The 26,390-nt window shown below is 58.7% G+C and carries 15 protein-coding genes; 13 read left to right on the top strand and 2 right to left on the bottom strand.

Going from position 1 to position 26,390, the window contains the following annotated elements:
* Positions 1 to 265: 265 nt before the first annotated feature.
* On the bottom strand, positions 266 to 514 hold the full coding sequence (locus ACWUI2_RS00150) for a hypothetical protein (protein WP_486980835.1): 249 nt from the start codon (positions 512 to 514) through the stop codon (positions 266 to 268).
* Between the two features lie 36 nt (positions 515 to 550).
* Positions 551 to 913 carry a hypothetical protein gene (locus ACWUI2_RS00145; protein ID WP_486980834.1) on the bottom strand — a complete coding sequence of 121 codons (363 nt, stop codon included), beginning with the start codon at positions 911 to 913 and terminating at the stop codon, positions 551 to 553.
* A gap of 563 nt (positions 914 to 1,476) precedes the next feature.
* Here ACWUI2_RS00145 and ACWUI2_RS00140 point away from each other — a divergent pair.
* From ACWUI2_RS00140 to ACWUI2_RS00080, 13 genes are all read left to right on the top strand, one after another.
* Positions 1,477 to 2,691 carry a sialidase family protein gene (locus ACWUI2_RS00140; protein ID WP_486980833.1) on the top strand — a complete coding sequence of 405 codons (1,215 nt, stop codon included), beginning with the start codon at positions 1,477 to 1,479 and terminating at the stop codon, positions 2,689 to 2,691.
* 13 nt (positions 2,692 to 2,704) lie between these two features.
* Positions 2,705 to 4,057: a tripartite tricarboxylate transporter substrate-binding protein gene (locus tag ACWUI2_RS00135; protein WP_486980832.1), complete on the top strand. Its 1,353-nt coding sequence runs from the start codon at positions 2,705 to 2,707 to the stop codon at positions 4,055 to 4,057.
* A 53-nt stretch (positions 4,058 to 4,110) separates the two neighbouring features.
* Positions 4,111 to 5,634: a tripartite tricarboxylate transporter permease gene (locus ACWUI2_RS00130; RefSeq protein WP_486980831.1), complete on the top strand. Its 1,524-nt coding sequence runs from the start codon at positions 4,111 to 4,113 to the stop codon at positions 5,632 to 5,634.
* A 148-nt stretch (positions 5,635 to 5,782) separates the two neighbouring features.
* The gene (locus ACWUI2_RS00125) at positions 5,783 to 7,036 is read left to right on the top strand and encodes a sialidase family protein (protein WP_486980830.1); all 1,254 of its coding nucleotides are present in this window, start codon (positions 5,783 to 5,785) and stop codon (positions 7,034 to 7,036) included.
* Positions 7,037 to 7,079: 43 nt separating this feature from the next.
* Positions 7,080 to 8,834 (top strand): glycosyl hydrolase family 32, encoded by a 1,755-nt coding sequence (locus ACWUI2_RS00120; RefSeq protein WP_486980829.1) that lies wholly within the window; start codon positions 7,080 to 7,082, stop codon positions 8,832 to 8,834.
* Positions 8,831 to 11,266 carry an exo-alpha-sialidase gene (locus ACWUI2_RS00115; protein WP_486980828.1) on the top strand — a complete coding sequence of 812 codons (2,436 nt, stop codon included), beginning with the start codon at positions 8,831 to 8,833 and terminating at the stop codon, positions 11,264 to 11,266. Before ACWUI2_RS00120 ends, ACWUI2_RS00115 begins: the two co-directional genes overlap by 4 nt.
* A gap of 768 nt (positions 11,267 to 12,034) precedes the next feature.
* Positions 12,035 to 14,860 (top strand): hypothetical protein, encoded by a 2,826-nt coding sequence (locus ACWUI2_RS00110; RefSeq protein WP_486980827.1) that lies wholly within the window; start codon positions 12,035 to 12,037, stop codon positions 14,858 to 14,860.
* Positions 14,861 to 14,912: 52 nt separating this feature from the next.
* The gene (locus tag ACWUI2_RS00105; RefSeq protein WP_486980826.1) at positions 14,913 to 15,605 is read left to right on the top strand and encodes a prepilin-type N-terminal cleavage/methylation domain-containing protein; all 693 of its coding nucleotides are present in this window, start codon (positions 14,913 to 14,915) and stop codon (positions 15,603 to 15,605) included.
* A gap of 13 nt (positions 15,606 to 15,618) precedes the next feature.
* On the top strand, positions 15,619 to 17,679 hold the full coding sequence (locus tag ACWUI2_RS00100) for an exo-alpha-sialidase (protein ID WP_486980825.1): 2,061 nt from the start codon (positions 15,619 to 15,621) through the stop codon (positions 17,677 to 17,679).
* A gap of 284 nt (positions 17,680 to 17,963) precedes the next feature.
* Positions 17,964 to 19,433, top strand: a complete 1,470-nt coding sequence (locus ACWUI2_RS00095) for a sulfatase family protein (RefSeq protein WP_486980824.1) — start codon at positions 17,964 to 17,966, stop codon at positions 19,431 to 19,433.
* Positions 19,434 to 19,731: 298 nt separating this feature from the next.
* Positions 19,732 to 21,273: a glycosyl hydrolase family 32 gene (locus tag ACWUI2_RS00090; RefSeq protein WP_486980823.1), complete on the top strand. Its 1,542-nt coding sequence runs from the start codon at positions 19,732 to 19,734 to the stop codon at positions 21,271 to 21,273.
* A gap of 387 nt (positions 21,274 to 21,660) precedes the next feature.
* The gene (locus tag ACWUI2_RS00085; protein WP_486980822.1) at positions 21,661 to 23,274 is read left to right on the top strand and encodes a sialidase family protein; all 1,614 of its coding nucleotides are present in this window, start codon (positions 21,661 to 21,663) and stop codon (positions 23,272 to 23,274) included.
* A 718-nt stretch (positions 23,275 to 23,992) separates the two neighbouring features.
* The gene (locus tag ACWUI2_RS00080; RefSeq protein ID WP_486980821.1) at positions 23,993 to 26,236 is read left to right on the top strand and encodes a tail fiber domain-containing protein; all 2,244 of its coding nucleotides are present in this window, start codon (positions 23,993 to 23,995) and stop codon (positions 26,234 to 26,236) included.
* The last annotated feature ends 154 nt before the right edge of the window (positions 26,237 to 26,390 follow it).

Raw genomic sequence — 26,390 nt, 5'->3', positions numbered from 1 at the left:
ATGTTTGCCAAATTGGCGTCATAGGATTTTCGGGGGATTGCCGGTTTATTGGAAGTATTTGTTATCGTTTTGATCATATTGGCGTGAGGAGGATTGGATGGTCGGGGCCTTTGGGGTTACTCAAACAGCTCGGTCTGACGGAGGCGGCTCGCGGGGTTGTTTTGTCTCTTGGGCGGGCGCAGGAGATGGTGGGCCTTGGCGAGGATCTCCACGGTATTTGATGGTTGGATACCTGGTTCGGGTGGCGGCCGGTTCTCCATGGCCGTCACAATCCACTCGAGGGTGTAGCTGATGTGTTTGAGTTGTTCGTAGAGTTCGTCCCCGTGATGGGGAACCAGTCCTGGAGCACCTTGAGGAGGTACCGGGGAAAGTATCGCCGGTAGGTTCGCGGATCGCCGTAGGCGCGGATTTGCTCGAGGCGTTCCAGGAGGATGCGTTGGTAGTGGGCCGGTTGGATGCGCAGGGAACGTCCGGCCAGCCAGTGGGCGGGCCAGGTGAGCGCGTAGAGGAGCATTTCCCGGTCTTCATGGTAACGTTTCGCCGAAAGGTTTTAATAATAGGTTTTCCGGATGTATTCAAGGATTGGTTGCAAATCGGGTGTTTCATGGCGCGGGCGCATCGTATTCCTTTCTCCAGTGGGGTTGCATGAGGACGGCGTTGACGTGGGCGAGTTCGACGGTTCTTTTTTTTGGTCGCGGATGGCTTCCATGAGGGAGCCGATGCAGAGGTTCCGTCCGCGCCGGAGGATGCCGTCGGAGGACTGGACGATGAGGTTCATGGCCTGGCCGGTGAAGGTGTTGTGGCCGAGGCCGGCGCGGTCCAATTGTCCGAGGATGAACTCGTTCATCTGGTCGGGGGTGAGGCGCTTTAGTTCAACCGAGTAGGTGACGCGGCTTAGGATGTCCTCGTTCACCGAGAGTTGGAGGGTGCCGTTGAGGCTGGGTCGTGTTTTTTGAGCGCTTCCTTGATGATGGTTTTGCCGGTGCCGGGCTGGCCGACGATGAGGCTCAGCCCGTGCATCTGGCAATGGCTGAGGATGACGTCGAAGGCTTGCTGTTACGGTCCAAATTAAGACGGACCATGTTTGCCAAATTTGCGTCATAGGATTTTCGGGGGATTGTCGGTTTATTGAAAGTATTTGTTGCCGTTTTGGTCATACTGGCGCGAGGGGGATTGGATGGTTGCGGCAGAAGAAAGGTCCTCCGCCGGTTTGGGTGGAGGGCCTTTGGGGTTACTTGTTACTCAAACAGCTCGGTCTGATGGAGGCGGCTCGCGGGGTTGTTCCTTCTCTTGGGCGGGCGCGTCGTATTTTTGGCCGGATTGCGCTCGTAGGTTTTGGGGCGGAGCGCGGTCATTGTGATATCATAACATCATAAAGTCTTTGCGGGCGAGGAGGGGGATCAGCTTAATCGGGCTGACTTTAAACCAACCCAAATTCATTGTCTTGTTATGTTATCTTTCCGCTCTCTTGCTTCCGTGATAACCGTCACCGTTTTTCTGGGGCTGTCCGCCGCCTCCGCTCAATCGGCCGATCCCGCTTTGGAACCGACTCCGGTGAATACTTCGCCGGGGGCGGAATATGGGGACGACCAGCGTCCCTTCCAAGGGATTCCCGGCGTGGCGGTGGCGCCGGAGGGCCGGGTTTGGGCGGTCTGGTATGCGGGAGGCGAAGGCGAGGGGCCGGAGAACTACGTCATTGGCGCGACCAGTGAGGATGGTGGAATGACCTGGTCGGAACCGAGTTTTGTCATCGATCCGCAAGGAGATGTCCGGGCCTACGATCCGGTTCCATGGGTCGATCCTGATGGAAGGCTCTGGGTCTTTTATTCGCAATCCTACCGGTGGTGGGATGGACGGGCTGGGGTTTGGGCGGTGACGACCGACGAGCCGGACGAGGCGGAACCGACATGGTCAGAACCTCGGCGTCTGGCGGATGGCATCATGATGAACAAACCGACCGTGACCCGGGAGGGCGACTGGCTCTTTCCCATCGCAATTTGGAGCCACGAGCCGGCGTCGGATCCGAACCATCACCGTTTCGTTCCGGACGCACAGCGGCGTTGGGACCCGGAACGGGTTGGAACCCACGTCTATCGGAGCCGTGACCGGGGCGAGACCGTGGAGCGTCTCGGGACCGCGAAGATCCCCAACGTTCGGTTCGAGGAACATATGATCGTGGAGCGGGAGGATGGAACGCTTTGGCTGTTGGCCCGGACCCAGGATCGGCAGGGGCGGGGCATCGGCGAAAGTTTTTCCACCGATGGAGGACGGACCTGGTCGGAGGCCCGGACCTCTCCAATTCCACACATTCGTTCTCGCTTCTTCATCCGGCATCTTGACTCCGGGCGGCTATTATTGGTGAAACATAATCCCCAAATGGATACGCTTTGGCTCACCGACGCCGAGGTATCGGCGTATTGGGAGGAACGATCCCATCTTACCGCGTATTTGTCGGACGATGACGGTGAATCCTGGTACGGTGGCTTGTTGCTGGACGGACGTCTGGTGACCTCGTATCCCGACGGCGATCAGGCGGAGGATGGGCGGATCTTTATCATCCACGATTTCAACCGTCACAGTGACCGGGAGATTCTCCTGAGCGTATTCACGGAAGAAGACGTCGCCGCCGGGAGATTGGTGAATCCCGACTCGCGGTTGAAGATTCTTATTAATAAAGCCGGAGAGGAGTAAGATGAAGCCCGGCATGAAAGCGGGAACTCGATTGCGGCCCCGGTCCTGGCTTCAGTGGGTGACGCTCGTTTTCGTGGCACTGCTGGTAACGGGGTGCGGGGAGCGGGCGGTGGATTTCCCGGATCGTCCGATCATTCTGATCTGCCCATGGGCGGCCGGGGGCGGGACCGACCGGGTGGCGCGTCAGTTGGCCGTCGGATTGGAAACCGAACTGGGAGTCCCGGTGAACGTAGTCAACGCGACCGGGGCATCCGGGGTGACCGGCCACACCCGGGGGGCGTTGGCTCGGCCCGATGGATACACCATCACCCTGATGACGGTGGAGTTGAACATGCTTCATTGGCGCGATCTGACTCCGGTTAATTACCGGGATTATCGTCCGGGGGCATTGGTCAATCGGGATCCGGCGGCCTTGTTCGTGCGGAAAGACGCGCCTTGGCAGACCCTCGAAGAGTTGAACGAACATGTTCGGGCGCATCCGCGGACGTTGCGGGCGTCGGGGACGGCGCTCGGGGGGATCTGGCATATCGCGATGGCCGGTTGGTTGACGGAGATCGGTCAGGAGCCCGACGCGGTCCGCTGGATCTCGATCGAAGGCTCCTCGCCCTCGTTGCAGGAGTTGATGGCCGGTGGACTCGATATCGTGAGTTGCAGTCTGCCGGAAGCCCGATCTCTGTTGGAAGCCGGGGAGATTCGTTCGCTCGGGGTGATGGCGGAGGAACGGTTGGCTCAGTTTCCCGACATCCCGACGATGAAAGAGCAAGGAGTCGACGCGGTGCTCGGTACTTGGCGTGGTATCGGGATGCCGGCCGGGACACCGAACGATGTGGCGGTCACGTTGGCCGAAGCGTTGGAGCGGGTGGTCAACGGCGACGAATACCGGGAGTTTATGCGGCGGGCCGGCTTCAACTGGGCCTACGCGGGCCCGGAAGAGTTTGGCGAACAACTGGCGCAACTCGATGCGACATTTGGGGAATTGCTGACCAGCGAAGCGTTCCAAGACATGGGCCGGGACATGGTCGGCCCGATGGTCTTCCCGTCGATACTCGGGATGATCGCTGTCATTACATTTTTGATACTGATTCTCAATAAAGGCCTTTTGCGGACCGAGACTTCCGATGATTTCTCGTGGCGGGGAGTCAGGCGGGCGGGGGAAATCCTGGCCGGGATCCTCGCCTATTTGTTGCTAGCGGAAATCGTCGGGTTCGTGGTCACCGGCTTTGCCATTGTCGCTTCGCTGATGTGGCGCCTCGGGGTGCGGTGGCAGGTGGCGATCGCGATCGCATTCGTTTTGGTCGTCGTCGTGTATCAGATTTTTGCGATTTACCTGCGGGTGCCGTTACCGCGGGGAATTTTCGGGTGGTAGGCCGACGGAAAATGTGGACCGGAACGCGGCAGAAAAAATTGAAGTAGTTCGTGATGGAAGACGCATTTTTACAGGCAGTGCAGCAGGTGTTCTTGAGTCCTTATGTCTGGATGGTGGTGATCGCCGCCGCCTTTTACGGGGTATTCATGGGAGCGGTGCCCGGGTTGACCGCGACGATGGCGGTGGCCTTGTTGATTCCCGTGGTTTATTTCATGGACCCGGTGCCCGCTTTGGCCGCGTTGGTCACCTTGACGGTTTGCGCCATATTCGCCGGCGACATTCCGAACGCGTTGTTGCGGATTCCGGGCACTCCGGCCAGCGCCGCCTATACCGAAGACGCGTATAAGCTGACGACCGCCGGGAAAAGCGGGATGGCCCTGGGCACCTGCCTGGCCTTCAGTGTGGCGGGAGGATTGTTCGGGGTGGTGATCCTGGTGCTGTTCGCGCCGTTTCTGGCTACCTTTGCGGCGAAGACGTTCAGTGTGGTGGAGTATTTTTGGTTGTATTTGCTCGGCCTCACCTGTGCGGTGATCGTCTCCCGCGGATCGTTGTTGCGGGGCCTGTTGGCGTTGGCGATCGGATTGTTGTTGGGAGCGATTGGGTTGAGCGCGGTCCATGCGGAGGCCCGTCTGACTTTCGGGCGCCCGGAGTTGTATCAAGGAATTAACTTCATTCCGGCGATGATCGGATTGTTCGGCGTTTCGGAAATCCTCCGCAATATGTTCGCCCCGACCCTGGGAGAGAAAAACGGCACTCCCGGAGAGGGGGAGGAGAAGGGCGCGTCGGTTTTCCGTGAGTCGTTTCCCTTCCTTTGGAAGCGAAAGTATCATGCGATGCGATCGGGAGCGATCGGGTCTTCGGTCGGGATGCTTCCGGGGGCGGGGGCTGACATCGGGTCGTGGGTTTCGGTGGCGGCGTCGAAGCGTTTTTCGAAAAACCCGGACGATTACGGCAACGGTTCGCTTGATGGGGTGGGGGACGGTGCCGCGGCGAAAAGCGCCGCCCTGGCCGGGGCGTGGATTCCGGCGCTGGTATTCGCGATCCCCGGCGATTCGGTGACGGCGATCATCATCGGCGTTCTCCTGATGAAAGACGTGACCCCGGGACCCGATATTTTCACGAACCAGGCGGACGTCGTTTACAGCATTTATCTTTTGTTCATCCTGGCCAATCTGGTTTTGATCGTCGCGGGAATCGCGGCGATCAAGACCGGCAGGTTAATCCGCCGGACTCCGAAACGAGTTTTGCTTCCGGTGATCCTTCTGTTTTGCATTACGGGCTCCTATGCGATCAATGGAAGTTATTTTGATGTCCTCGTGATGGGATTGATGGGGGTGCTGGGATTCCTTTTCGACCGCCGGGCCATTCCCTTGGGACCGGTGGTGCTCGGAATCATCCTCGGTGGTCCCCTGGAGGAACGGTTTATCCAAACCCTGGCCGCCGCCGACGGAAACTTCCTCGCCTTTTTCTCCCGCCCCGTCGCCGCCGTCCTCGGCGTGGTCGCGATTCTATTGTGGCTGACGCCGCCGGTGGTCTGGGCATTGAAAAAACGCCGGTCTGGCTTGAGGAATCAGTAGCCAATCATGTTGCCATAACATGAGATCCGGGTTGTGCCCGGATTTGACCGGAGCTTATGGTGGGCGGCGTAAACTCAACGGGGGCGTTGTCATGTTTGTGGGGCGCCCTTGGTTTGAATCTGTTCTCCGTGCGAATTCCTTTTTGTTCATGATGAATCCCCGCTCCTGTTTCCTGGTGGCGACGGCGATGGTTGTCGTCGGTTTGTTGTTTCCCGCCATGTCGTCGGCGACCGTTGACGATGATCCGGCCCTGATCCCCCCGGAGGTGGTGTTGGATCCGGGGCCTGAATACGGGCCCGGCAGTCGGACGTTCCAGGGAATTCCCGGTTTGGCGATCACTCCGGAGGGACGTCTTTGGGCTGTTTGGTATGGGGGAGGGCCGGGGCCGGGCCCGGGGAACTACGTCATGGCCGCCAGCAGCGACGACCATGGTCGGACCTGGTCCCGCGTCCGCCTGGTGATTCGAAACGAGGTGCGGGTCTTTGATCCGGCGATTTGGACCGATCCGGAGGGACGGCTTTGGATCTTCTTTTGCCAAGGGCATGTTTTGTGGGATGGACGGGCCGGGGTTTGGGCGATTCGTAGTGACGATCCGGATGCGGCCGAACCGGAATGGTCGGAGCCGTTCCGCATCACGGACGGGATCATGCTGAACAAACCGACCGCGTTGCGATCGGGAGATTGGCTTTTCCCGATCGCGATCTGGAACCAGCGGCCCAACCATGGCCTTACGGAAGATTCGCCGCATTACGTGCCCCCGGAACGGGTTCGTTGGTCGGAGGAGGATGTCGGGTCGCATGTCTACGTCACCCGCGACCGGGGCGAAACGTTTTCCCGCTTGAGTACGGTCCGGTTGCCAGGAGTGCTTTTCGACGAACACAGCGTTATTGAGCAGCGAGACGGCGACCTTCGCTTCTTTGTTCGGGACGAAGAGCAGGGGATTGTGATGAAACTTTCGCGGGATCAAGGGGAGAGTTGGGAAGAGTCTCCCGAAGAGCCGATTCCGCATGTGCCCGCCCGTTTTTTCGTGCGCACCCTTCGATCCGGCAATTTGTTGTTGGTTAAACACAATCCGGAGCTGGACGGCGAATGGCTCCACGGGGAAGGGGTGCATGAAAGCCGCACGTTTCGGGCCCGGTTGGTGGCGTATTTGTCGCACGACGACGGGCGAACCTGGCGGGGCGGCCTTGTGATCGACGAGCGCATTGGGGTCTCGTATCCGGACGGCGACCAGGCGGCCGACGGGACCATTCACATCGCCTACGATCATGACCGGATGCGGGCGAGGGAAATCCTGCTGGCGAGTTTTACCGAAGAAGATGTATTGGCCGGACGGATTGTCTCGCAGACGGGACGATTGAAACAGTTGATCCATCGGGCCACCGGCGTGTCGGGAAAATGAGTTCAACCCAAGGGAAAGCAAAACAACGGAAAATTACGGAAACATGGAACATTTCAGTCGTCGCGAATTTGTGAAAAAGGGAATGGCCGCCGCCGCTGGCTTGGCGATCGGTTCGGGGGCGGCCCGGGCTTCGGATCGGCCCAGCGCCCCCATCGCCGGGGAACGGGGCGTTCGGGGGCGTCGGGTCCAGGGCGGAGAGACGTTGCCCAACGGAATCCGTCTTCCGGAGACGTGGCCGCCGGTGGACATCGATCCCCGGACACGGGCTCCGATGCCGGTTCCGTATCTGGAAGACCGCCCCGAGGTGGTGCCGATTGACGTTGGGCGTCAGTTGTTCGTCGATGATTTTCTGGTGGAGGAGACCGATCTGCGGCGGGAATACCACAAGGCTCGCAAATATGAAGGAAATCCGGTCTTGAAACCGGAGACGGATCTTGAGAAGCAACGCAATTTGCCGGTCGCTACACCCAAAGGGGGCGGCGTATGGTGGGATCCGAAGGATGGTGTATTCAAAATGTGGTACGAAGCGGGTTGGCTTGGCACGATGGCTTATGCCACCAGTTCGGATGGTATCCATTGGGAGAGGCCATCCATGCCGGTCCATGGGGAAACGAACGGATTCGTTTTCACCCTCCGGCCTGACTCGACCACGGTGTTTCTCGATCACGATACCGATAATCCCGCGGAACGGTTCAAGATGTTCTTGCGGGGACCCGGCGGAGCGGTTTCGCCGGGGTTCAGCATGGTGTCTGCCGACGGGATTGACTGGAGTCCGCCGGTGCCGACCGGCGACCTCGGAGACCGGAGCACGATGTTTTATAACCCATTCAGAAAGAAATGGGTTTACAGCGTCCGCTCCAGCGGGCGCCTCCGGGTGCCGGGTGGACGGGCCCGTTATTACCGGGAGCATGAGAACTTTCTGGAAGGAGCCAAATGGACGGATGACGATTTGGTGTTTTGGGCAAAAGCCGACCGGCTTGATCCGGCTGACCCGGAGATCGGAGACCGGGCGCAACTTTACAACCTCGACGCCGTCGCCTACGAGAGCTTGATGCTCGGGTTCTACCAAATTCACCGCGGCCCGACGAACAGCGTTTGCATGGAGCAGGGGATCCCGAAGATCACCGATCTGAACCTGGCCTACAGCCGCGATGGGTTTCATTGGCATCGTCCGGACCGAGAGACTTTTATCGAGTCGACCCGACGACCGGGGGATTGGGATCGTGGATACGTCCAATCGGTGGGCGGCGTCTGCCTGGTTATGGGAGACGAACTGTGGTTTTACTACACCGGGTTCAGCGGAGATCAGGCGAACCATAATCCCGACTGGATGCTCAACGGGATGTATGCCAACGGAAGCACCGGGATCGCAAAACTCCGTCGCGACGGGTTCGTCTCGATGAACGCCGGGAACTCCGGCGGAACCTTGACCACCCGGCCGGTCACCTTCGACGGGGAGCGACTGTTCGTGAATGTCGATGCATCCGGCGGAAGTTTGCGGGCGGAAGTCGTGGACCTCGAAGGCAACGTGATCGGTCCCTTCAGTCGGGAAAACAGTGAAGCGGTATCGACTGATTCGACTCGGGTCGCGTTAAGTTGGAGGGGGACGGACGGCCTTCGGCGATTGAGGGGGCGGCCGGTCCGCTTCCGCTTTTATCTGCAGAATGGCAAACTCTATTCCTTCTGGGTGGCGCCGGACGCCTCTGGGGCCAGTCGCGGCTATGTGGCGGCGGGCGGACCGGAATTCGACGGCTCCCGTGATATGAAGGGCGGGCGCCGAAATGGATCTTCCGCATGATGAGATCCAAAGACAACTTTCGTCGAGTCGTTTGTTTTACCGTCGCGGCGTGCGGCGCCGGGTGGATGTTTTCAGTATCCGCTGGAACCTTGCCGGAAGGGCTTCCGGTTACCGGAGGGCTGGTGCTTTACCTTGACGCGGATTCGATCGAGAAAGACGGATCCCGGGTGATCCGCATGATCGACCGTTCGGGGTCGGGAAACCATGCCGAGGAGGTGGACGGAGCCGGTCCGACCTATCGAGCTGGAGCCACCGCGGCGGGTCGCCCGGCCGTTCGATTTGACGGCGAAACCCAATACCTGGAGGTCGCGCCGAATCCGGGCGATTTCGATGGCCGGGCGAAAACCTCCTTCGCGGTTTTTCGGGCGGATTCGTTCGGACTCCGGCGGGTGGTAAATCTCTCCTTCGGGACTATCGATTCGGAAGACCCCGCCGCTCCCGAGAGGGTTTCCGCGCACAGCATATATACTCACACCAGTGGGGCGGTGCGGGTCGAAAACCGAAGTCGGACCGGGAACTCGATCGCGGTTTCGACTCCGCCGGGTTCTGTGGCTCCGGGAGAATTCGTGGTTGGAGGAAACCTGTGGCAGGCGGATGGGGGAACCATCGCGTTCGTTCGCAATGAAGCGGGAGCAACAGCGTCGGCCTCCACCACCGGCGCTGACGCAAATCCGGGAGACCACCAGCGAGCCCGTATTGGCGCGGCGGGTGGATTGGTTCCGGCAAATTTTTTTCATGGGGAACTGGCGGCGGTGGCAGTGTTCAACCGCGAACTCTCGGAAGCGGAACGAACCGCGGTCGAGGTGTATTTGCATGAACGATACATTGAGCCGTTTGATCCGATCGAGAAATATTATCAATGGGCGACGGAGCATGGGCTCGTCGGAGAAGAAACCGAACCCGACAGGGATGCTTTCGGGAACGGATTGACCAACTTGGAAATGTTTGCTTTTGGACTCAATCCGCATTCCCCCGATAGAAGCCGTCTCCCCAGGGTCGGGGTTGAAGAAGTGGGCGGCGAGGCCGTGCCGGTTCTATCCGCAGCGAGGAATCCATTCGTCGACTTGGTGGTGGAGACCAGTCGGGATTTGGTCGACTGGACTTCCCGACCGTCGGATTTCCTCCTGCGGGAATCGAATGGGGCGAGCTTGTCGCTTCGATCCGCGATGCCGTTCGAAGGGGAGGGGCAACGGTTTTTCCGGGTGGAACTGGCGCTCGATGGTAACCGGAAGTGGCTGGAACTCGGGCGTCGCGGGTTCGCCAGCGAATCCGTCACCGGGCAAGCTCCCAATTCGGTCCCCCCCGGAACGCCGGTGGTTTCGATGTGGTCGGCAGGATACGCGAATCTAAACCAGCCCGGGGGAGGTTTTCCGATCTTGAGCGAGGCGCAGCATCGGGTGGTCTGGCATCCCCAGGCACGGGAGGAAGGAGCGTTCAACCATCACGCCGCGCTCGGATATTTCAACGGAAAATTTCTCGCTATGTGGAGCAATCATCCTCTCGGGGAGGACGCTTCCGGGCAGCGCGTGCTCCTGTCCACTTCCCCGACCGGTGCGACTTGGAGCGCTCCCCAGGAGCTATTTCCTGCCCCGGATGAGATCCGCGATCGAGGGGAACCGGGGGTGACCTTGCGACCGGACCGGTGGATCGTCATCGACGACCGTTGTTTCGCGATCGCCTATTCCCGCACCCAGGGAACGGCGAACTCGTCGTTGCCGGTCGCCCGGGAGTGGTTCCCCGACGGGACGTTCGGAACCCCATTTACCCTCCATCCCGAACCGCGGACAGGGGTGTTGCCAGTTTACATGCGAGACTCCGATCCGTATTGGAATCCGGATGACGCCGCCGCGATTCTCGCTCAATATGAGGCCAACGGGGAAGTGAGCTGGTGGGCTCAGTTCGGCGAAGGGGTGCCCCGCAACGGGATTGATGGGGCAAATCTGATTGAGCCCCTGACTTATCGGGCGGCCGATGGAGAGTTGGTATTGTTGATGCGATTTCATCCGAGCGGGGCGGCATTGCGTCACAACAACCGGATGTATGTGAGTTTCCGGGATGAAGACGGCGAGTGGGCGACGCCGTATCCGACGGATATTCCGGACTCGCCGAGTCGCACCGAGCCGATCGTCCGGCCGGGCGGTCAAGTGATTCTCGTCGGGAACCAAATGGCCCCTGCGTTGGACCACGGCGGTTACTTTTTCCGTGATCCGTTGACCTTGGCGATAAGCGATGACGGGTATCATTTTGATCGGGTTTATTCGCTGCGCCATGGCGCTCCCACTAGTTACCGGTTCGATGGCATCGGCGGTCGCACCGGTGGTTTCGCGTATTCCAGTTCCCTGGTGCATGATGGGTGGCTCTACACCCTTTATTCTATCGGTAAGGAAGACATCGAAATCACCCGGGTGCCGCTTTCGTCCCTTGGCTTGTAGTTCTCTCTGGGTGGGGATGGCATCCGGACTGAGCCCGGGAACAACCCAGCATGAAACTTGATTTCCGAGGCGGAGCCTCTTTGGAGTGCTCCGCGTCCCCGCGGAGCTTTCGAGTGCGCGAATAACCCTGGTGGTCGAATGACTGTCGAGCGTGCGGCCATCGCGGATCATTTCGTAACAAGCGCTTCGCGCGAAAACGAGAGCGCCCTCCGGTCCGTATGGACGGTGACGTTTCCATTGAAGCCGCCATCTCGCGCTGCGCACGGGCGAATATCATGAAATGAAAATCGCCCGCACTGGGAGGGATGGCATCCTGCCGTCCGCCGTCGGCGTCGGTGTCGGATGCAGGTCGGCTGGAAGCCAACCCTCCGATTTCGCCGCTCTGCAACCAGCATGAACAGCGAAGTTGAACAGAGGCTAAGCAACATCCGGACTGTACGCTGTGGTTTCCGAGGCGGAGCCTCTTTGGAGTGCTCCACGTCCCCGCGGAGCTTTCGAGTGCGCGAATAACCCTGGTGGTCGAATGACTGTCGAGCGTGCGGCCATCGCGGATCATTTCGAAAGCGGTGCGGGGACGCACCGCACTCCAAAGCGCTTCGCCCGAAAACCAATCGCCTTCCGATCCGTATGAACCCTCCCCATGCGGACAATAGGTCGTGTTATAATAACATGATGAACTCTTTGAAATCGGACCGCGGTGCGTGATGATAAGGGAGTCTTCAGACAAGATCTCAAAAAATTGAACCACTCGACTGACACCCAACTCCTATGAAGCTTATCACCTCACTCAGTACCCTCCTCCTCGCCCTAACCGGGCTTTTTTTCGTGGGATTCACTTGCCACGTTCTCGCCGACTTGCCGGACGGATTTCCGGTCACTGATGGTTTGAGCCTTTACTTGGACGATGAGTCAGTGGAGCTGGACAATGGCCATGTCGTCCGCTGGACCGACCGCTCGGGGGCGGGCAACGACGCACTCGACATGACCCCACCGCGGCCGACTCGACCGATTCTATTGCAAGCAGTGACGCCTTCCGGTCAGAACGCTGTTCGTTTCGATGGGGTCGGCGGATACGCGGAAATCGCAAGTAACACCGACGATTTCGACGGTCGCGAGAAGACAACCTTTGTAGTTTTCCGGGCCGATCGCCTGGATGGAGGGACCACCGCCGGTCGAATCACGAATACCGCTTACGCCATCATTGACGACTGGGTGTCGGTCGAAAATCAACCTTCGGGACGGACCCGCACGAACGTCATGTGGGCCGATTCAGGGGACGCGGCCGGCGGCGCGTTGCGGGTGCAGAACCGAAATCCGGACGGGCAATCGATCGCGGTTTCGACCCCGTCCGGCTCGTTGGCCGCGGGCGAATTCTACGTCGGCGCCGTTCAATGGCGGGAGAATGGGGACACAGTATCGATCCTTCGCAACACCTCCAACGAGCGTTTCCAACATCACACGATTGGAGCCAACGCTTTCCCGGTAGGCCACATTCACACCCGGTTGGCGGCAAGCACCGCGACCGACACAGTGACGCCAGAACTCTTTTTCGGCGGGGAGATCGCCGCGTTTCTCGTTTACAACCGGCAGCTTTCCCAGCCCGAAATCGAAGAGGTCGAGCAATATCTCCATGAGCTTTATCTGGGCACGGGATCCGGAGGTCCTCTTCCGGTCGTGGACGGGCTGAGCGTCCACTTGAGTGCCGCCAATGTTGAATTGCAGGGGGAACGAGTTTTCAAATTCCTGGACCTTTCCGGTAAAGGAAACGACGCCGAGGTGCATGTCGAGGGTGCGGAACCGCCGAGCAAACCGACACTCCTCGCCGGAGCCACGCCGTCGGGAATGGATGCAATCAGTTTCGACGGGCAGGGCGGATACATGGAGATCGCTCCGAATCCGGAATCCTTTGACGGTCGGGAGAAAACGATCCTGACCGTGTTTCGGGCCGGGCGACTCGGTCTCCCGGGCCGTTTTATTACGTCCGGCTACGCCTCGGGGGCCGGTTTTCCCTACTACATGACCGAGAGCCTCTTCGCGACCACGACCGACGGAGGCACGTTGCGGGTGACCCACCGTCATGCGAGCGGGAATCTGAATTTCTCCTCCCCGGCGGGCTCGGTGGCGGCAGGGGAATTTTACGTTGGGGGGACGACAGTCAATACCGCCGGAGAAACGCAGTTGTTTGTCCGGAACGTAGCCAACCAACGCTTCGTCACCCAGCAAACAGGTGTCGATCCGGAGCCGACCGACCACCTGTTCACGCGGCTTGGTACCGGGGGACCGAGCGGGGTAAATCCGAACGTGCAATCCGAATCGTTCTACCGGGGCGAACTGGCGGGGGTGTTGATCTACAACCGAGCGTTGTCGGAGTCCGAGTTGACCCAGGTGGAGGAATATCTCCACCAGGTCTACCTTGGCGCCGGCCCGGCGGGCGGGGATCCGGGGCAACCGCCGGTGACGGCGGGACTCGTGCTTCACTTGAATTCCGCCAACATCGAAACCGAAGGTGACATCGTGACTAAAATGGTCGACACCTCCATTCATGGGAACGACGCCGAGAGCTTCCTCTTCGAGGAGCCGCGCATCGCACCGGTCTTTGTGGCGGAGGCGACCCCGGCGGGCAGAGGCGCGGTCCGGTTCGACGGAGTCCGGCAATATCTGGAGATCGCCGGAAATCCGGCCAGTTTCGATGGGCGCGAGAAAACCACCATCGCCGTTTTCAGTCCGCATACGTTCGGATTGCGCCGCCTGATCGATATGCGATATGGAATCACCAATACCGAGGTCGCCAATTCACCGGGCCGGGAATTGACCAACAGCATGTTCACCCAAGCGTCGGGCAATCTGCGCATCTCGAACCGCACCGCTTCCGCCGGGACCGCCTTGGTTTCGTCCCCCAACGGCTCGGTCGTCCTGAACCAGTTTCATGTCGGGATCAACCACTGGATGGCCAGCGGGGATATTTATTCGATCGTCCGCAACCCGGCGAACGAGCGTTTCGTCGGACACCTTTCCGGAGCCGACGCGAATCCGGCGGATCACGAGCGAATCCGGATCGGATCCTCGGCCCGCGCCACGGTCGACGATTTTTACCATGGGGATCTGGCCGCCATCGTGGTCTTTAATCGCGAGTTGTCTTCCTCCGAGCTCGAGCAGGTAGAGACGTATTTGTACCAACGATACATGACTTCCGGCGAAGTGCCAGGCGCCTACCAGGCGTGGATCGCCGGTTTTGATGTGCCGGAGCACCTCCAGGGACCCGATGCCGATGCCAGTGGCGACGGAATTCTGAACTTGGTGAAATTCGCCCTCGGACTTGATCCGACCGAAGCGACTCGGGACGGGTTGCCGGCGCCGGTGATTGAGGAACACAACGGAGAAGAGTATTTGACGATCTCGTTGGAAACTAACCCTGACGCCGGGTCGGTGACCTTCCTGGTGGAAGTGAGCAACGACCTTATCGACTGGCGCTCCGGACCCGGTGAAGTGGAGATCATTGATGACACTCCGGGATTGCTCTATGCCCGGGCCGTCGCACCGATCAGTAATTCCGAGAAACAGTTTCTTAGAGTTTCGATTTCGCTCGACGAGTGAAATCGATGAATCATTGAAATAAGGAGACCCGCAAAATTCAAAATACGAACGTATGAAAAATCCATTGCTACACCTTTCGCGCCGGGACCGGGGCGCATTCACTCTGATCGAATTGCTGACCGTCATCGCCATCATTGGCATTCTGGCCGCGATTTTGATTCCGGTCGTGGGAAAAGTCCGCGAATCAGCCAGGGACGCGAATTGCCGCAGCAACCTTCGCCAAGTCGGAGTCGCCATCAACGCTTACATCGTGGATAGCGACGATGTGATGCCGGGACCGACCTTTATCTACATCGATCCATTCATGTCGGGCGAGTTCAGCCGGGTTCTCGGACCATATGTCGGACTCGAAAACAATGATCCGGAGACGCTGATCGAGGTCTTTGTCTGTCCCGCCCACGCCGCGATTTTCGATCCGAGGGATGTGGCCGGACGACCCCGTCCCTTGCGTTCCAACGACAGTCAGCGCGATGCCCGTGGGGTCGCCCTTTACCCTCTCGGTTGGCAGCGGGGCGGTAACCAGGATGATGTTCCGACCGCGCGGTATTCGGAATTGTTGGATCGGTCGGGACTCCCTCCCAGCCGGATCTGGCTGATCGCGGATTCGGATGGGCGTCCTCATAACGTCGCCAATATCGGTATTTCCAATACCCCGGTGCATGGTAATACCCGGAACTATCTTTTCCTGGATGGCCATGTCGCCGCGCTGTCCGTCGGAGACCATCGCCACGAGTGGGGCTGGTAATCTAGACGTGCGGATGAGACTGAAGAAGGTGCGTCGATCGTCGGCCAGGCGGGTGACGAGATGGGCGGCGGTCGTCGCATGCCTCTTGGGGACGGCCTCCATAACCGAAGCCGTCCCCCCACTTGAGGTCGAAGTCGGCACCCGTTTGTTCAAGACGACTGAAACGACGCCTCGTCCAGCTCCGTCGCTGGTCGAGGGGGTTACTCCGGCAGGAGGTCCGGCGGTCTTGTTTGACGGCATTCGGCAATACCTGGAGGTGTCCGCCGATCCTGCGGGATTCGATGGTCGCGCTAAAACCACGTTGGCGGTTTTCCGGCCGAACGAGATTGGGCTCCGCCGGGTGGTCAGTTTTTCGTTCGACACCGTGGATGCGGAAAACCCCGGCGCTCCCGGTCGGCCCTCCGTGCATAGCATATACACGGCGGGAGGCAACCAACTACGGGTGGAAAACCGCGACGCTTCCGGAGGATCGGTGGCGGTTTCATCAGGGCGAGGCTCGCTGCCGCCGGGAGAGTTCGTGCTCGGGGCGAATTTGTGGCAAGCGGATGGCGTTATGCGCGCGATTGCGGTTCGGGCGAACGGTGAACGATTCGAAGGCGAAACCGACGGGGCGAACGCCAATCCAGGCAAACACCATTTCGTCCGGATCGGAGCCGGCGGAGGGCACCATCCCGATCAATTCTTCTCCGGCGAGATCGCGGCCGTTCTAGCGTATAATCGCGCTCTTTCCGCAAATGAATTGAGAAGGATCGAGGCGTTCTTGATCGGTCGTTATTTGCGGGCGGAGGGGAGGAGCGGTTTCGAGCCCCCGGTGAAGGATGGGCTCGTCCTTTTCCTCGATGCCGCGGAAGTCGTTGTTGCGGATGGCAAGGTGACGGAGATGCGCGATCTGTCGGGCCGTGGGAACCATGCCAAGGCTTTTGTGGGCGAAGGCCAACGGGTTGCGGCAACCGGCAAACCGGTGATCCCGATGTGGAACGCGGGATATGCGAATTTAAGTGAACCGGGCGGCGGCTTTCCGATCCTTCGGGAAGCGGAGCACCATGTCGTCTGGCGACCAAAATCGCGTGCCGACGGCGCGTTTAATCATCATGCCGCGCTCGGGTATTTTCAGGGACGGTTTTTCGCGATGTGGAGCAATCATCCGCTGGGAGAGGATGCCACCGGTCAGCGGGTTTTGTATTCAACTTCTGCTGACGGAATGAAATGGGATGGTCCGAACGTTTTGTTTGCGGCTCCGGAGCCGGTTCGCCCGCGGGGCGAGCCGGGCGTTTCCCTGCGGCCCGACCGGTGGGTGGTAGTCGACGACCGGTGTTTTGCAGTCGTGTATGGACGTCGGGGCGGAACGGCGGGGTCATCTTACCCCGTGGCTCGGGAGTGGTTGGGCGACGGGGAATGGGGTGAGCCGTTTACTTTGCGTCCGGAACCGCGAACGCAGATCCTGCCGGAATACATGCGTGGGCGCGATCCATACTCCGCGCCGGAAACGGCGGAAGCTATCCTTGGGTGGTATCGCGAAAATTCGGTGGTCAGTTGGTGGGCGCAGTTCGGCGAGGGAGTCCCGCGCCGGGGCGTCGACGGCGCCAACCTGATCGAACCGTTCACCTACCGGGCCGCGGACGGAGAGGAAGTCTTATTGCTCAGGTTCCACCCCAGTCGGGGTATGCGTCACAACAACAGGATGTATGTGAGTTTCCGGGACGAAGTGGGCGAGTGGGCGACGCCGTATCCGACCGATATTCCCGATTCCCCGAACCGGACCGAAGCTGTGACACTGCCTGATGGGATGGTTCTGTTGATCGGAGGGCAAATCGCGGAACTTGATTCGGGCGAATACCTTTTCCGTGATCCTCTGACCTTGGCGGTCAGCCAGGACGGTCTCCGCTTTGATCGGGTGTATTCATTGCGGAACGACGCTCCCCGCGGTTACCGATTCGACGGCATCGGCGGCCGGACAGGTGGCTTCGCCTATAACAGCTCGGTGGTCAATGATGGGTGGCTCTACACCCTTTATTCGGTCGGGAAGGAAGACCTCGAAATCACCCGGTTGCCGCTTGGTTTTCTGGGACTGTGAGTTTGCACGTTATGCCGAAGAACGCGGCATTCGTTTGGTTTTCGATTAGGCGACGCTTGGGCAGAGAAACGCAAAATCAATCACAAACCAGTGCCTCCTGCCATGTGAATTCATGCTATGTATTCAGAGGACGATTGCGGCGAGTGCCTGTAATCGTTTATGAACGAAGAACCTGATTATGGAAAGAAAGTGCTGGATTGGGGCCATCCATCGATGCGCGCTATTTTGTGCGGGGACGGGCCAGGTTTCAGCCTCGGGATTTATTCTTAACCTAAGTATCATGTATGAAATGTAACGATTGGTTTAGTGGAAACGTCGGCATTGTAACGTCAGTGGCGGTGGTATTGATGCTGCATGGCAATCCTGATTGTTTGGCGAGTGAGACCAAATTGCCGCGAGATCCGGCGGATCGGCCCAATATTGTATTGATTCTGACGGATGACCAGGGCTACGAGGATATTGGGGTTTACGGGGCGCGAGGTTTTGAGACGCCGTATTTAGATGAAATGGCTGCGGATGGTATTCGGTTTACCAATTTTTATGTCGCTTCGAGTGTATGCTCCGCTTCGCGTGCCGCTCTATTGACTGGCGCTTATCCGAAGCGCGTTGGTTTACCTGGCGTCATTCTTCCGTGGGGAGAAAAAATTGGTATTAGCGATGATGAGAAATTACTTTCAGAGATTCTCAAAGAGCGAGGTTATGTCACTACGCTTATCGGGAAGTGGCACCTGGGTGATCACGAACCGTTTATGCCATGGAATCATGGTTTCGACGAGTTCTACGGGACGCCTTCCTCAAACGACCTTGGTCCGAGGCGGTCCACGCGAGAGGAGAGGCGGTTGGGTAAGGCCGGGGTCCAGTTCTACGAAGGTCGTGAGGTGATTGAAGTAAATCCGGATCAACGGTTGTTAACTCGTCGGTACACCGAACGGGCGGTTGATTATATTGAGAGGAATCGAGAGGAACCGTTCTTTCTCTATTTGGCTCACAACATGCCGCATACCCCGTTGTTCGTCAGCGAGAAGTTCGCCGGCACGACTGAACGCGGTCTTTATGGCGACGTGATCGCCGAGTTGGATTGGTCGACCGGCCAAGTGCTTCAGGCATTGAAAGACCAGGGGCTCGACGAAAATACGATTGTCATTTACACCTCGGACAATGGCCCATGGACACTTTTTGGTGATCATGGCGGTTCGGCTTTTCCCTTACGCGGGGCCAAAAAACAGACCTTTGACGGTGGCCAGCGCGTTCCCTGCATCGTTCGGTGGTCTGGGCAGATCCCCAGTGGCCTGGTTTGCGACGAGATCGCTACAGCTATGGATTTTGTCCCCACGCTTGCCGCCCTTGTGGGAGGTGAGTTGTCGGATAATGTAATCGACGGGAAAGATATCTGGCCCTTATTGACCGGAGGACCAGGGGCGACCTCTCCGCACGAAGCATTCTTTTTCTACAGTCACCAAGGCGCCCTTCATGCGGTGCGAAAAGGCCAGTGGAAGCTTCAGGTTGAACACACCGAAGCGCACGCTCCGGTGCCCCGTTTTGGTGGACAACGTGGGACTGAGCGGCCTGTTGATCATTGTCTTGCATTGTATAACCTTGTGGATAATCCCGAGGAAACCCGGAATCTTGCGCATGAGCATCCGGAAATCGTTCTCGAACTGAAGAAACTGATCAACCAGATGCGGGAAGAGCTGGGTGACACGGCCACGGGCGAAATAGGACGATCGGTGCGGGAACCAGGGCGCATCCAATAGGACTGGTCTCCGAAGAGTGAAGGAACTCGGTTAACATGATTGTGCCAGACGATAAAATTGTTGAGGGGAGATGAAAATGGATATGAATGGAATACGGGTTACTTTTTGCCGACGGGAATTTATGAAGACAGGTCTCTGGGCTGTCTCGGGAGTCATGCTGGGCTCTCAGATTCGGTCATCCGCGGGGGGAGCTTCCGCCGCCGCGAGTGTGGGACCTCAGCGGGAGGTTTTGTATAACGGGATTCATCTGCCGGAAGTTTGGCCACCCCGGCATCGAGATTTTAGATCCTATGCACCGATGCCGGTTCCCTACCTCGACGCGCCGCCAGAGGTTATCCCGATCGACGTAGGTCGGCAGTTGTTTGTCGATGATTTCTTGATACAGAACACCACATTGAAGCGAGAGTTTCATCATCCCGTAAAACATGAGGGAAATCCTATTTTCAAGGCGAAAACTGATTTGGAGAAAGGAGAGCACGGCCTTGCAGTTGCTTGTCCGAAAGACGGGGGTATCTGGTGGGATCCCCAGGACAATAAATTTAAGATGTGGTATGAGGCAGCTTGGTTGGGGACAATGGCATATGCGACAAGTGATGATGGCATCCATTGGGAGAGGCCGAACCTTGGCGTTATCTCGGGCACTAACGCGCTGATTCCCGATTTGTGTCCGGATTCGACGACGGTGTTTTTGGATCATGAGACAGATGATCCGGCCCAGCGCTTCAAAATGTTTCTGCGTAGTCCAGGCGGCCGTCTCATGCGCGGATATAGTATGGTTTCTCCCGATGGCATTCACTGGAGCGACCCAATTGAAACCGGCGAGTTGGGTGATCGAAGCACAATGTTTTACAATCCGTTTCGGAAAAAGTGGATCTATAGCATTCGTTCCAGCGGACGTCTTCGAGGACGGGGGCGGGCGCGTTACTACAGAGAACATTCCGATTTTTTGAAGGGGGCCCGATGGACCGACGAAGACCTTGTATTTTGGACGAAGGCGGATGAATTGGATTTTCCGGATCCGGAAATTGGCGATGATCCTCAGCTTTATAATCTATCCGCGGTTGGATATGAAAGTTTGATGCTCGGTCTCCCTCAGGTTCATCTTGGGCCTTCCAATGCAGTTTGTAGAGAAAATGGATTCCCCAAGGTGACTGAGTTGACGGCGGCCTACAGCCGAGATGGTTTCCATTGGCACCGACCAGATCGCGAGGCATTCATTTCCGCTTCGCGCGACAAGGAGGCCTGGGACCGAGGGTATGTTCAATCCGTTGGAGGGATTTGTACTATCGTCGACGATCAGATCTGGTTTTATTACACTGGATTTCGCGGGGACGAAACTAATCGCCATGAGGACCCGTATAAAAACGGCATGTACGCGAACGGTGCCACTGGATTGGCAGTGCTTCGGCGCGATGGATTCGCTTCAATGTCGACGGAAGGCAGGGGGGGAGTTCTCACGACCAGACCAGTCAAGTTCCAGGGCCGCCATTTGTTTGTGAATGTCGATTGTCCAGATGGAGAACTCATTGTGGAGCTGCTCGACAGCGCGGGAACGTTGATTGCTGGGTTTACGAGGGAAGAGTGCGAGCGAATTGTTTCCGACAGCACTATTCACCTGGTAAAATGGAAGAATCGACCTGATTTAAAGTCTCTTTCGGGAAAGGTCGTGCGTTTTCGTTTCCATTTAAAATTGGGGAAACTTTACGCATTCTGGGTATCCCCTGATCCATCGGGAGCTAGTTATGGATACGTCGGTGCAGGTGGGCCTGGCTTAACAGGTGGGATAGATACGTTAGGTGTAAAGGCTTACACTAACAAAAAGAGTGCAATAAGCCGTTGAGTGCCCCTTAAAATCTGGGCCGCATCAAAATGGCATTTTTGCGCCATATATTATTGTAAGAACATGATGACGATTTGGGCCAGGTCAAAGGACGCGTACGACGGCGTATCGCGGGGGCAAAACCGGAGCCCGGTTGATGGTTCGATCGTGTTTTTGACTCCCCGCCAGTTCTTTGGCAGCAGGCGGATTTTACGTCGGGAGAATGGGGAAACGGTATCGATCCTTTTGCAACGCCGCCAACGAGCGTCCAGTATTTCAGTATTGGGGCCAATGCGCCCCGGAAGACCGTTTCCACATCCTGAGCACTATGGCAGTGCCCGCGACACCGGCCAAGGCGGTGGTTCGGCGCCGTCTCGATTGATTTTGATGTTCAGTCCGTTTCAGATTATGAGTAATTCAACATTTCTAACCCGTCTTCTCGCGTGGACGACGGTGACGTCGGTATCGGTGGTCGCCGTTGGAAGTTCCGCCGGGGAGGAAGCGTTCTTGCGGCCCCCTTCAATCGTTACCACCGATCCCGGGCCCGATCATCGGATCGAAGCACGGCAGCGCCAAGGAATTCCAAGTGCCGCGCAGGGGCGCGACGGGCGTTTATGGGTCACGTGGTATGCGGGGCCGACCGAACGCGAAGATAACACCAATTATGTGGTCCTGGCGACCAGTGGCGATGACGGGACGACCTGGGAGGAGGCGTTGGTGATCGATCCCGATGGTCCTGACGGAACCGTTCGGGCGTTCGATCCGCAGCTTTGGCTCGATCCGACGGAGAGCTTGTGGCTGTTTTGGGCGCAGGCGACCGGGCACGATGGAAGTGTCGCCGGAGTATGGGCGATGACCGCGAAAGACAGCGAGCGGGCGCGACCCGATTGGACGGAGCCCCGGCGGTTGACCGATGGTGTTCTGATGGGGAAACCGACGGTGCTCTCGGCGGGCGAATGGGTCTTGCCGGCGTCGACTTGGAGACGGACCGATGATAGTGCGCGAATGGTCGTTTCAACGGACGAAGGGAAAACCTGGAAAGTCCGGGGAGCGGCGAACGTGCCGAGGGAAATGCGGAACTACGATGAGCATTTGATCGTCGAGCGCCGCGATGAAACCCTTTGGATGCTCGTCCGACTGGCGGCGGATCGGGACGCGCCGGGAGCCGAGGGGCAATGGCCGGCTCCGATCGGGGAAAGCGTTTCGACGGGTCGAGGGACTACCTGGAGCGAAGTTCGGCGGGGAAGCATTCCGCATGTGCAATCCCGATTTCACATCGAGCGATTGGCATCCGGGAATCTGTTGTTGGTGAAGCACGCCGATCATGCCCGGGAGCGCCGGGATTTGGCCGCGTATTTGTCTGAGGACGACGGCGATACCTGGAGAGGAGGCTTGATTCTGGAGAGCCGCAGTTGTTCGTATCCGGACGGGTTTCAGGCTGAGGACGGGCGGATTTTTGTGGTTTACGACAGGCGTAGGGCAAGGGGCGGTCATATCATGATGGCGGTGTTCACGGAGGAAGATGTGATCGCGGGCGAAATCGTGTCGGACTCGGCCCGTTTGAGGATACCGGTTTCGAGTTTGCCCCAGGTTGAATTATCGCGGAATCGAAATGAGGATGGTGTGCCTTTGGCGAACGGCTCGTCGAGTGAGCTCGTGTTAAATGATGGCGAGGTGGGCAGAGTGGACGAAGGAACACGATTGTTCACGGACCGCAGTTATACCTGGCATGAAGTTCCGGAGGTTTTGGAAGGACGCAGATATGCCAGGACAAGTATGAACGGAGGAGAGTTTCGGGCGAACCGGGACGGAGTTGTTTTCGTCGCGACACCGGCGCCCGAGCGGAATCGGGACAGCGTTGAGGCGACTCTTCTCCAGTGGGGTTTCGAGCGCGTCGCTCTTCCGGAGTTCCTGTTGTTCGAGCACTCAAGTGGAAGCAACAATCTTTGTTCGTTGTATCAAAAGAAAATCAGCGAAGGCGACACGTTCGAACTCGGCAAATGGGGAATCATGATCTGGTGAGCCTGATTGAATCTTCCCGCGGAGCTTACGATCGAGAACCGCACCGTTGTCTGGAACGCCCGGTTGATGGTCGCTGAGGAACGCGACGCAATCGGAGTCCGAAACGGCGCCGGCTGCGCCGCTCACGCGTTTGATTTTACCGGAAACGGGTCGACCGATGTTTCTGCCGCGAGGGCTCTTCCTCTACACCTCTGGTCTGAGCGGCCGGGCGGATCCGGATAAGGTCGAGACGCGGACTCCTTGTTCGCCGGAATATTGAACGCCGTTCCATCGATGGTCGTGTAGACCTGGGGATTGCGGTGGCCGTGCCCGGTTTTGTCTGACAGGTTCGGTCGAGCAGTGCGGATTTCAAGGTGGCGGACGTCTTCAATCACGGGGCGTTTTCCTGGGCGGGGCGGACGTGGTTGTTGGCCCGGGCGGAAGGGCCGAGGGCGACTTCCGGAAAGGATCCGATTTTCTAAACGGCCCCGCAAAGAGGAACCGGAGTTTCTAATAGCTTGGGTAGAGGTGTTGTCACTATATTACGGATACGGTTCACCGGAAGCTGAGGACGTGGTGGAAGGTGGGAGGTCGGCGAAAGGGGCCTTGCGCTGTGGTTGCATAACACGGAGATGTCGTTGAATCCTTCAGGGGGGAGTGTAAAAGAATCCGGCTAACGGCCGCGAGATTCGGCAGGGGGCTTTCGTTTGGCCGCTCCATCCTTCATGATCCTTTCTATATGCGCTATCCGAATCTGACCCGAAGAAATCTGTTTAAGAAAGCGGCCGCTCTTATGGCGGCGACGGGCGCGATTCCGGCCGCGAAGATCTTCGGCGGGCAGACCGGCCCGGCGGTCACTGGCGGGAATTGCCGATGGCGTTTCGGAACGGTCGCCGAACTTCGGGCATTCGACGGGGTTGCGGAGAACGGCGAGACCGTCTCGGTCGCCGAATACCACCGGGGAACCGGGCTGGGCGGCGGGACCCTGCGTTTGGCGGGCGACGGATTCGATGTTCGTGAGGATGATGGAGTGTTCGATTTCGTCGATGCCCGGCGACGGAAGTGGAGGAGGGTCGAGTGGGGGGCGGGACGCGAGGCGAACGTAGAGTGGGCGGGAGCTGTCCATGATTACCGGGACCATGCCAATTCCGGGACCGATGACCGCGCGGCGATCCAGCGAGCGATCGATACCGGGCGCAATGTTTTTCTGCCGAAGGGCCGTTACCGCGTGCACGAAAAGGAACTCCTTTTGATCCGGCCGGGGCAGCGGATGCGGGGCGACGGATGCGGGGCGAGTTACTTCGGTCCGAGCCCGGCTGCCTCCCATCACGGGATCACCGACCTTGTTTTCACCGGGACCGGGCAAAGGTATGTGAAAACCCGGCGCGGATACCGGGCGAGCGCGGCCGATCCGCAGGATGATCCGCTTTCGACCGGAATCCACATCTCCGCCGCCGGGGTGGCGATCGAAGATATTGCGGTGTTGTTGTCGGTCGACTATGACGACCGATCGCCCGGGAATCTTGGTGCGGAATGGGATGTCGGGATTTTCGTCCGGACGGTGCCGCAGGTTCGGTTTCGCAATGTCCGGGTCTTGGGCTATTGGCGGGATGCGAGTATCCGTTACGACGGCACCCAATCGGCCAATCTCCCAGGTTTCGTCACGCCGGACGGAGTCGAATTACCGGGGCGGACGGGCGGAGGCCGATCCCAGTATTCCGGGTTCGATCAATCTTTCGGGGAAAACGTTTTCGTGCAAGGCGGGTTAAAAGGGCTTTGGTTGGCTGGGCCGGTCCTTGACCCAGCCGACCGACCCTATTATGACGAAGTCCTGGGGCGGGCGGTAAGCGACGGGCGTGGGCGAGCAGGAGGTGCCGACTTCCGGATGGTGAACGGCACCTTTTTCAGTCGGGAACATCACAGCGGGCGACGGGCGATGGACCCGCGGACCCCGCTCGATATCGACGCGGAGGATCTCGACCGGCTCGCCTGTGCGATTTGTATCGACGCCCGCGGCATGTCCGGAGGGCGGCGTCATGCGCGCCGGCTGTTGTTTGAAGCGACACGGGTCCGATCGTTCGAAGCTGGGCATATCGTGATCGGGCATGGCACCGAGATTTATTTCGACAATCTTCATACGGAACCGTCACCGGGCAGTACGGTTTTCGATTCCACGGGAATGGAGGTCGACCAGACGGACTATTCTCCGGAAAGGGGGACCTATTACGGCCCTATCGCGGTGCAGGCCGATCCTCGTTTCCGGACTCGTACTATTTTTGTCCGCGGTATCAATTTCCGCATCCCGGAGAGGAGGTGGTTCCAGGAGCAGGGGATCACTTACGATATCACTCAAGTCGGTGGTTCCTCGCAAGGAGCGGGGGAGCAGGGGCGGACTTCGTTTTATAATGGTATCGATTTGCCGAACGGATATGAGGCGCGGGCTCTCGGGGCGGCGAGTATCCGTTTCAATTCGCGGGGAGTCACCCGATTCGAACGGCAGGGGGAGGCGATTCTTAACATCGAGGAGGGAGGCGTCTCGCCGGGGGGCCACAATCAAAAAAGCCTAGGGACTCGCGACGCTATGTGGCGGGAAGTATACGCCGCGAACGGGGTGATCAACACCTCGGACCGCCGGGAGAAACAGCAGGTCGAGCCCATTCCGGATGCGGTGCTCGATGCTTGGGAGGCGGTGGAGTATTGGCGCTTCAAATGGAACGACGCGGTGGCTCTGAAAGGAGAGGGAGCCCGCTGGCATACCGGCGTGGTCGCCCAGCAGATCGAGGAAGTTTTCCAATCCCACGGGCTCGATGCGACGGAGTGGGGGCTCTTGTGCCGCGATGAATCGCCGGGCGAGTCCGGTCTGAGGCAGGAGGGAGAGACGCGAGAGGGACCGGGGGACAACCGCTACAGCGTGCGGCCGACCGAGTGCCTGTTCATGGAAGCGGCCCTGATGCGCCGTGAGTTGCGCCGGTTGAAAGGCTGATCGAATGGTTCAAGTCTGGATGCCCCCGAGGAATGGTTTTCTCACCGTGTTAGAATAACATGAGGATCTCTTTGCCATGGGGTCAATTTCTCGCGAAGGTGAGCGAATCAGAGTTCCTCGGCGAATCGTGCCGACGAGTCTTTCTAACCTCAGT

The sequence above is a fragment of the Verruconatronum alginivorum genome (genome assembly GCF_056590205.1).
This window is presented reverse-complemented; position numbering and strand designations above follow the sequence as displayed.

What these genes read in the sequence shown, in the direction of transcription:
- ACWUI2_RS00150 (WP_486980835.1), bottom strand. Translation starts at nt 514, where the DNA reads ATGCTCCTCTACGCGCTCACCTGGCCCGCCCACTGGCTGGCCGGACGT.
- ACWUI2_RS00135 (WP_486980832.1), top strand. Translation starts at nt 2,705, where the DNA reads ATGAAAGCGGGAACTCGATTGCGGCCCCGGTCCTGGCTTCAGTGGGTG.
- ACWUI2_RS00130 (WP_486980831.1), top strand. Translation starts at nt 4,111, where the DNA reads ATGGAAGACGCATTTTTACAGGCAGTGCAGCAGGTGTTCTTGAGTCCT.
- ACWUI2_RS00125 (WP_486980830.1), top strand. Translation starts at nt 5,783, where the DNA reads ATGATGAATCCCCGCTCCTGTTTCCTGGTGGCGACGGCGATGGTTGTC.
- ACWUI2_RS00120 (WP_486980829.1), top strand. Translation starts at nt 7,080, where the DNA reads ATGGAACATTTCAGTCGTCGCGAATTTGTGAAAAAGGGAATGGCCGCC.
- ACWUI2_RS00115 (WP_486980828.1), top strand. Translation starts at nt 8,831, where the DNA reads ATGATGAGATCCAAAGACAACTTTCGTCGAGTCGTTTGTTTTACCGTC.
- ACWUI2_RS00110 (WP_486980827.1), top strand. Translation starts at nt 12,035, where the DNA reads ATGAAGCTTATCACCTCACTCAGTACCCTCCTCCTCGCCCTAACCGGG.
- ACWUI2_RS00105 (WP_486980826.1), top strand. Translation starts at nt 14,913, where the DNA reads ATGAAAAATCCATTGCTACACCTTTCGCGCCGGGACCGGGGCGCATTC.
- ACWUI2_RS00100 (WP_486980825.1), top strand. Translation starts at nt 15,619, where the DNA reads ATGAGACTGAAGAAGGTGCGTCGATCGTCGGCCAGGCGGGTGACGAGA.
- ACWUI2_RS00095 (WP_486980824.1), top strand. Translation starts at nt 17,964, where the DNA reads ATGAAATGTAACGATTGGTTTAGTGGAAACGTCGGCATTGTAACGTCA.
- ACWUI2_RS00090 (WP_486980823.1), top strand. Translation starts at nt 19,732, where the DNA reads ATGCCGGTTCCCTACCTCGACGCGCCGCCAGAGGTTATCCCGATCGAC.
- ACWUI2_RS00085 (WP_486980822.1), top strand. Translation starts at nt 21,661, where the DNA reads ATGAGTAATTCAACATTTCTAACCCGTCTTCTCGCGTGGACGACGGTG.
- ACWUI2_RS00080 (WP_486980821.1), top strand. Translation starts at nt 23,993, where the DNA reads ATGCGCTATCCGAATCTGACCCGAAGAAATCTGTTTAAGAAAGCGGCC.